The 6,019-nt window shown below is 37.3% G+C and carries 6 protein-coding genes and 7 tRNA genes; 1 reads left to right on the top strand and 12 read right to left on the bottom strand.

The features are described 5' to 3' along the window. Positions 1-99: 99 nt before the first annotated feature. The 8 genes from GHT08_RS17440 to GHT08_RS17405 form a co-directional block, all read right to left on the bottom strand. A tRNA-Leu gene (locus GHT08_RS17440) sits at positions 100-183 on the bottom strand. Positions 184-211: 28 nt separating this feature from the next. Continuing rightward, positions 212-287: transfer RNA gene (locus GHT08_RS17435), tRNA-Lys, on the bottom strand. Positions 288-500: 213 nt separating this feature from the next. Beyond that, a tRNA-Gln gene (locus tag GHT08_RS17430) sits at positions 501-575 on the bottom strand. 4 nt (positions 576-579) lie between these two features. Then, positions 580-656, bottom strand: a tRNA-Asp gene (locus GHT08_RS17425). A 25-nt stretch (positions 657-681) separates the two neighbouring features. Then, a tRNA-Glu gene (locus tag GHT08_RS17420) sits at positions 682-753 on the bottom strand. 18 nt (positions 754-771) lie between these two features. Next, positions 772-862, bottom strand: a tRNA-Ser gene (locus GHT08_RS17415). 1 nt (position 863) lies between these two features. Further along, positions 864-938, bottom strand: a tRNA-Asn gene (locus GHT08_RS17410). Between the two features lie 181 nt (positions 939-1,119). Further along, positions 1,120-1,581 carry a SprT family protein gene (locus GHT08_RS17405; protein WP_163582704.1) on the bottom strand — a complete coding sequence of 154 codons (462 nt, stop codon included), beginning with the start codon at positions 1,579-1,581 and terminating at the stop codon, positions 1,120-1,122. A 65-nt stretch (positions 1,582-1,646) separates the two neighbouring features. Between GHT08_RS17405 and cmpA the strand changes: the two genes are divergently transcribed. Then, complete coding sequence (gene cmpA / locus GHT08_RS17400; protein ID WP_091485331.1) at positions 1,647-1,769, top strand: cortex morphogenetic protein CmpA; 123 nt, start codon at positions 1,647-1,649, stop codon at positions 1,767-1,769. 74 nt (positions 1,770-1,843) lie between these two features. On the opposite strand, the gene GHT08_RS17395 is transcribed toward cmpA, so the two are convergent. The 4 genes from GHT08_RS17395 to rsbW all read right to left on the bottom strand — a co-directional run bounded on the left by GHT08_RS17395 (position 1,844) and on the right by rsbW (position 6,019). Next, positions 1,844-4,009, bottom strand: a complete 2,166-nt coding sequence (locus GHT08_RS17395) for a Tex family protein (protein WP_163582703.1) — start codon at positions 4,007-4,009, stop codon at positions 1,844-1,846. Between the two features lie 165 nt (positions 4,010-4,174). Continuing rightward, complete coding sequence (locus GHT08_RS17390) at positions 4,175-4,780, bottom strand: SpoIIE family protein phosphatase (protein WP_163582702.1); 606 nt, start codon at positions 4,778-4,780, stop codon at positions 4,175-4,177. Further along, on the bottom strand, positions 4,780-5,571 hold the full coding sequence (gene sigB / locus GHT08_RS17385; RefSeq protein WP_163582701.1) for an RNA polymerase sigma factor SigB: 792 nt from the start codon (positions 5,569-5,571) through the stop codon (positions 4,780-4,782). Before sigB ends, GHT08_RS17390 begins: the two co-directional genes overlap by 1 nt. Further along, on the bottom strand, positions 5,543-6,019 hold the full coding sequence (rsbW, locus tag GHT08_RS17380; RefSeq protein WP_163582700.1) for an anti-sigma B factor RsbW: 477 nt from the start codon (positions 6,017-6,019) through the stop codon (positions 5,543-5,545). The genes sigB and rsbW overlap by 29 nt, the downstream gene beginning before the upstream one ends.

Genomic DNA, 6,019 nt, shown 5'->3' with positions numbered 1-6,019 from the left:
ACGCTCTATCCAATTGAGCTACGGGCGCTTATCAAAGCGACATCTATTAATATAACACAATGCGTTTGACCAAGTCAATAGTTTTTATTTATTTTTTGATGCGGTCGAGAGGACTTGAACCTCCACGGGATTACCTCCCACTAGGCCCTCAACCTAGCGCGTCTGCCATTCCGCCACGACCGCTCGTTATCCATGCAATTCAATATATAGATGGTGAGCCATGGAGGATTCGAACCTCCGACCCTCTGATTAAAAGTCAGATGCTCTACCAACTGAGCTAATGGCTCTTGATGCAATACTAATCACGACGGGTAGCTCACTTTCTGCCTCAAAAACTACATATATAGTAGAATCAGAGAAACAGTAGAAGCATCCTCAACTACATCTACTTTATTTAATTTAATTTTATTCCGGTCTACTTTGTGAAGAATCGATCAAGCAGTTGGAATAGTATATTCGTCATAGAGACGAACGATTAAAGTTATTTTTAGTCAAAAAAATGGCTGGGCTAGCTGGATTCGAACCAGCGCATGACGGTACCAAAAACCGTTGCCTTACCGCTTGGCTATAGCCCAACAATGGCGGTCCGGACGGGACTCGAACCCGCGACCTCCTGCGTGACAGGCAGGCATTCTAACCAACTGAACTACCGGACCTATTAATTTTCTAATATAAATGGGATGACCCGTACGGGATTCGAACCCGTGTTACCGCCGTGAAAGGGCGGTGTCTTAACCACTTGACCAACGGGCCATTAATTTGAAGTGTTAATGGCGGAGAAGGAGGGATTTGAACCCTCGCGCCGCTTACGCGACCTACACCCTTAGCAGGGGCGCCTCTTCAGCCACTTGAGTACTTCTCCATGGCTCCACAGGTAGGATTCGAACCTACGACCGATCGGTTAACAGCCGATTGCTCTACCACTGAGCTACTGTGGAATAATGAGTCAATTCATGTTGACGACGTTAAATATAATATAATAATCACATCAAATTGTCAACTGTTTTTTAATATTTTTTCAGTTGTTGCCACGAATCAAAGACAAGCGTCTTTTCAAAGTGACGCCAATATAATTTATCATATTGTTTGCATCTTAGTCAATAGGATTATCAATTTTTTTTATTTATTTTGAACCAATGATAATTCACCTCTGCACTTCCCACAACGATACCTTTTTACATTGATTCTTTTTCGTCGTTTATATACATGGTAACAAGAGGAACATTGATATTGATATTTAAAATCATTATTCATAGACGGCAAGGGATTACAATGCCTTGGAGAATTCGTTACTTTTAAAAGTTGTTTAAACTCAGGATCACGGTGTTGATATCCTTTTCCTTCTATATGAAGATGGTAATGACATAATTCATGTTTAATAATACCAACAAACTCATCATATCCTAATTCCTGATAATACTTAGGATTTAATTCAATTACTCGTTTAGCTGGTATATAACGACCACCCGTTGTTCTTAATCGATTATTAAAACGTACCTCATCAATGAATGGTTTGTTAAATACTTCATTAGATATATCTTTTGTAAGCTTCTCCAATTCATTTTGTGTCATCATTTCCATGCGTTCACACCTATCTATCATATTACATAACATAAAACAACATCATTAATTAAAGGATGATTAACATGCCTAATTGGTTAAAAAGACAATTAGCAGGCGCATTCCTTCATAAAAACAAGTATCAAATTCGTTTATTAAATCAATGCTGGTTTTTCTACTGTGACAAAGAGCAAAATAAAGCGGAGTAAAAGGCACCGGAAAAGTACCCTTTACTCTCTTTTTTTACTGCACAAGGGAAATATAAATGGTTAGCATATTTTCTTTAAGATGGAATCATGGTTAAGGCAATCCGTTGCTTTTCATGATCTACTTGATCTACCCATACCGTGATCACATCACCTACAGAGGCAATGTCCATGGGATGCTTTACAAACTCATTGGACATTTTCGAAATATGAACCAATCCATCTTGCTTTACTCCGATATCGACAAACACACCAAAATCGACTACATTTCGAACAGTTCCTTGAAGTTCCATACCACTTTGAAGGTCTTCCATCGATAATACATTTTTCTTTAATAGTGGTTTTGGTAAATCGTCACGAGGATCTCGATTTGGACTAGCTAATGCCTTCAAAATATCTTCTAAAGTTGGCAAACCAATTTCTAATGAATTAGCTAACGCTTTTTTGTCTAACTGATTAACTAAATCCTTCAATTGTTCCGTTCCTAAGTCTTTAACCGAACAATTCACTTCTGTTAGAATCTGTTTTGCTGCTGCATATGATTCCGGGTGAATCGGGGTACAATCTAATGGTTCTTCCCCATCGACTACTCGTAAGAATCCGATACTTTGTTCATATGTTTTATTCCCTAGTCTAGGTATGTCTTTTAATTGTTTTCGATTAGTGAATTTTCCATGTTCATCACGATATTTCACAATGTTATTTGCCACCGTCTTATTTAACCCTGATACATATTGTAACAAAGATGAAGAAGCAGTATTTACATTAACTCCAACTTGGTTAACTGCTGTTTCAACAACAAATGTTAATGATTCTGTTAGCCTTTTTTGACTGACATCATGTTGATATTGTCCAACACCGATTGCTTTCGGCTCTATTTTTACTAACTCTGCTAATGGATCTTGAATACGTCTCGCAATTGATACCGCACTTCTTTCTTCCACCTGTAAATCAGGAAATTCTTCACGTGCTAATTTGGATGCGGAATATACACTTGCTCCTGCTTCATTAACTATGATATACGCAATGTCCAACTGATGTTTATCAATCACACCTGCGATAAATTGCTCTGTTTCTCTTGATGCTGTTCCATTACCAATCGCAATTAATTCCACTGGGAATTCCTTCAAAAATTTGATAACCTTTTTCTCTGCACCTACCGTATCATTTTTTGGAGCTGTCGGGTACATCACATCAATCGCTTTTACCTTCCCTGTATCATCAACAACCGCTAATTTACACCCTGTTCGAAATGCCGGGTCAACTCCTAAAACATATTTACCTTTTAATGGCGGCTGTAATAATAAGTTCTTCAAGTTTTTAGAGAAAATATCGATTGCTTGTTCTTCGGCTCCATCTGATAAAGCAGAGCGAATTTCTCTTTCAACTGATGGTTGTGTTAATCGCTTATAACTATCTTCTATTACTTGAATGATAAATTCTTTTATCTGTGCAGTTGCATCTTTTTGAATTACTTGTTTTTGAAGGTACTCAAGTACACCATCTGTTGGCGGTTCAATCGATACCTTTAGCACATCTTCTTTTTCACCACGATTAAGTGCTAAGATTCGGTGTGAAACTATTTTACTAACTGCTTCACTATACTCGTAATACATTTCAAAGATTTTTTTCTCATCCAACTCTGGCTTCTTCGCTTTGGAAGTAATGAGTCCTTTTTGGTGTGTTAGCTTACGAATGTGTTCACGGTATTTCGGTTCATCTGCTATCCATTCGGCAATGATATCTTGAACACCCGCAAGGACATCTTCAATCGTATGTAATTCATGTTCTTCTGATAAAAACTCAGATGCTTGGGCCAAATCGATATTTTGTTGGTTATAGATAGTTTCAGCTAATGGCTCTAAGCCCTTCTCTTTGGCGACCGTTGCTCTTGTCCGGCGCTTCTGTTTATATGGACGATACAAGTCTTCTACTTTCTGTAATTGTGTTGCTTGTTCTATTTCCTTTTGTAAGTCTTCTGTTAGTTTTCCTTGTTCATCGATTAGTCTGATCACTTCTTGTTTACGGTCAGCTAATGTATTGACGTAATTCCATGCGTCTTGAATATCTTTAATTTGCACTTCATCTAGGGAGCCTGTCATCTCTTTCCGATAACGCGCTATAAATGGGACGGTATTACCTTCCTCTAATAATTGAATAACACTTTTTACTGCTTTTTGATTAATTTTTGTCCTATCAGTAACTGCATTAATTAATGGTATATATTCTTCACTATTTACCAAAGCGTTTCCTCCTTCATACTAATCCTTCTTTATTTTAACAAAAAGAATTGGTTAGTTCACATAAAACCTGAAAAGACCATTTCTCCACAACACCGATTTTACACCCCAAAAGAATGATATTGCACCATTATACAATTTATATAAACTAAAAAGGAACCCCGTTATTTAACGGGATTCCTCGTTGTATTTTATGGCAATTAGGGTAGTATCGTCATCTAGTTTTTGTTGATATAGATAAGCAAAGGTGTCTGTTATATGATCTACTTCTTGGTGGAGAAAATACGAATTAGATATTTCTTTAGATGTTATACCATCAGAGAACATGACAAAAATCATACCTTGTTCAAGCTTGTCTGTCATCACTTTGAACGGTCTGTCATATCCACTTAAGTAGCCAGCCTGCGGAATATTTCTTTTTTTAATCGAATTAGTAGTTATCGTCATTAAACCTATATTTCCGATCGATGAATAGGCATAATCTTTCGATTGCAAATCTATTTGTAGAATTCCTAAGACGACACCGCGTTTTCCCACTAACTTTTCATTACTTTTTCTCATCATCGACGCCACAGAATCATCTTTATTATTACGAATCACTTCCATCACAATTTGCGATGATTCTTTTGCGAATTCACCACTGCCAAGACCATCAGCTAGTGCACAGATAAACTTATCGTCAGACTCATGGTAGAAATAGCTGTCTCCACAATAATAATTACCTTTTTTAGCTTTTTGAAAAACAGACACTTCTACTTGATGACTACTTTGCATTAACGAATGGCCTCCATATTCTCAGCTTGTAGTGCTTCACGCAGTTTTTTCAATGCATGACGTTGAATTCTTGATACATGCATTTGTGATATTCCTAATAATTCTCCAGTTTCTTTCTGGCTCTTATTCTCAAAATAAGTATATCGAAGAATTTCCTTTTCTCGTTCATTTAAGATAGGCATTATTTTTTCAAGCAACAATTGCCGGTCTACATCTTCATATCCAGACTCTTGATTGCCGACTAAATCCAATATCGATACTTCACTACCATCTGCATCCGCCTCAATTTTTCGATCAACCGATAACGCATTGTAACTTTGACTCATTTCCATCGTTTCAAGCACTTCTTCTTCAGTTACTCCTATATATTCAGCGATCTCTTTAATGGAAGGAGATTTTTGATTATCTGTTGTTAGGGCTTCCGTTGCCTTTTTGATCTTTGGTCCTAACTCTTTAATTCTTCTGGGAACATGTACACTCCATGTTTTATCACGAATAAAACGTTTAATTTCTCCAATAATCGTAGGGATAGCAAACGATTCAAAAGATTTACCTACATCTGGATCGTATCTTCTAATAGCTGCTAAGAGCCCTAACATCCCAACTTGTTCGAGATCCTCGTAAATCGTTTCATTTTTGGCATATTTTCGAGCCAGAGATTTCACCAGTTTTTCATATGTTAAGACAATTTTCTCTTGTATCGCTTGATCCTCAGGGTTCTCTTGAAAAGCACGAATCCACTGGTAAATCTCATCCTCACGATTATTGTGTGGTCGAGATTTGGTCGTCATTAATATCCACCTCATTTTCATGGAGGTATTTGGTCATTAAAACAATCACACCATAATCATTTTTGATCTCTACCTTGTCCATCAGAGCTTCAATAAGAAATAGGCCAAAGCCTCCTTCTCGCAAATCTTCAATGGATTGATTACTTTCATAAGGTCCAATATCTTTTTTGACTTTTTGCAGATCAAAACTACCTCCACGGTCTGCAACCATGACTTCTAAACGGTCTTGATAAACACCAAAACCAATAGTTACCTCCCCGTCGTCTTCCGTTTTATATGCATGTTCGGTGGCATTTGACAGTGCTTCTGATATAGCTACTTTTAAGTCTTCAATCTCTTCGTAGCTAAAACCCATTCGATTGGCAATACCTGATGTACTTAACCTCACTACTCCTACATATTCTGCCCTTGCTGGCACTTTCATTTCAATGAAGTCAAAGGATTCCAT

This window comes from Gracilibacillus saliphilus, assembly GCF_010994085.1.
Taxonomy (GTDB): domain Bacteria; phylum Bacillota; class Bacilli; order Bacillales; family Amphibacillaceae; genus Gracilibacillus; species Gracilibacillus lacisalsi.
This window is presented reverse-complemented; position numbering and strand designations above follow the sequence as displayed.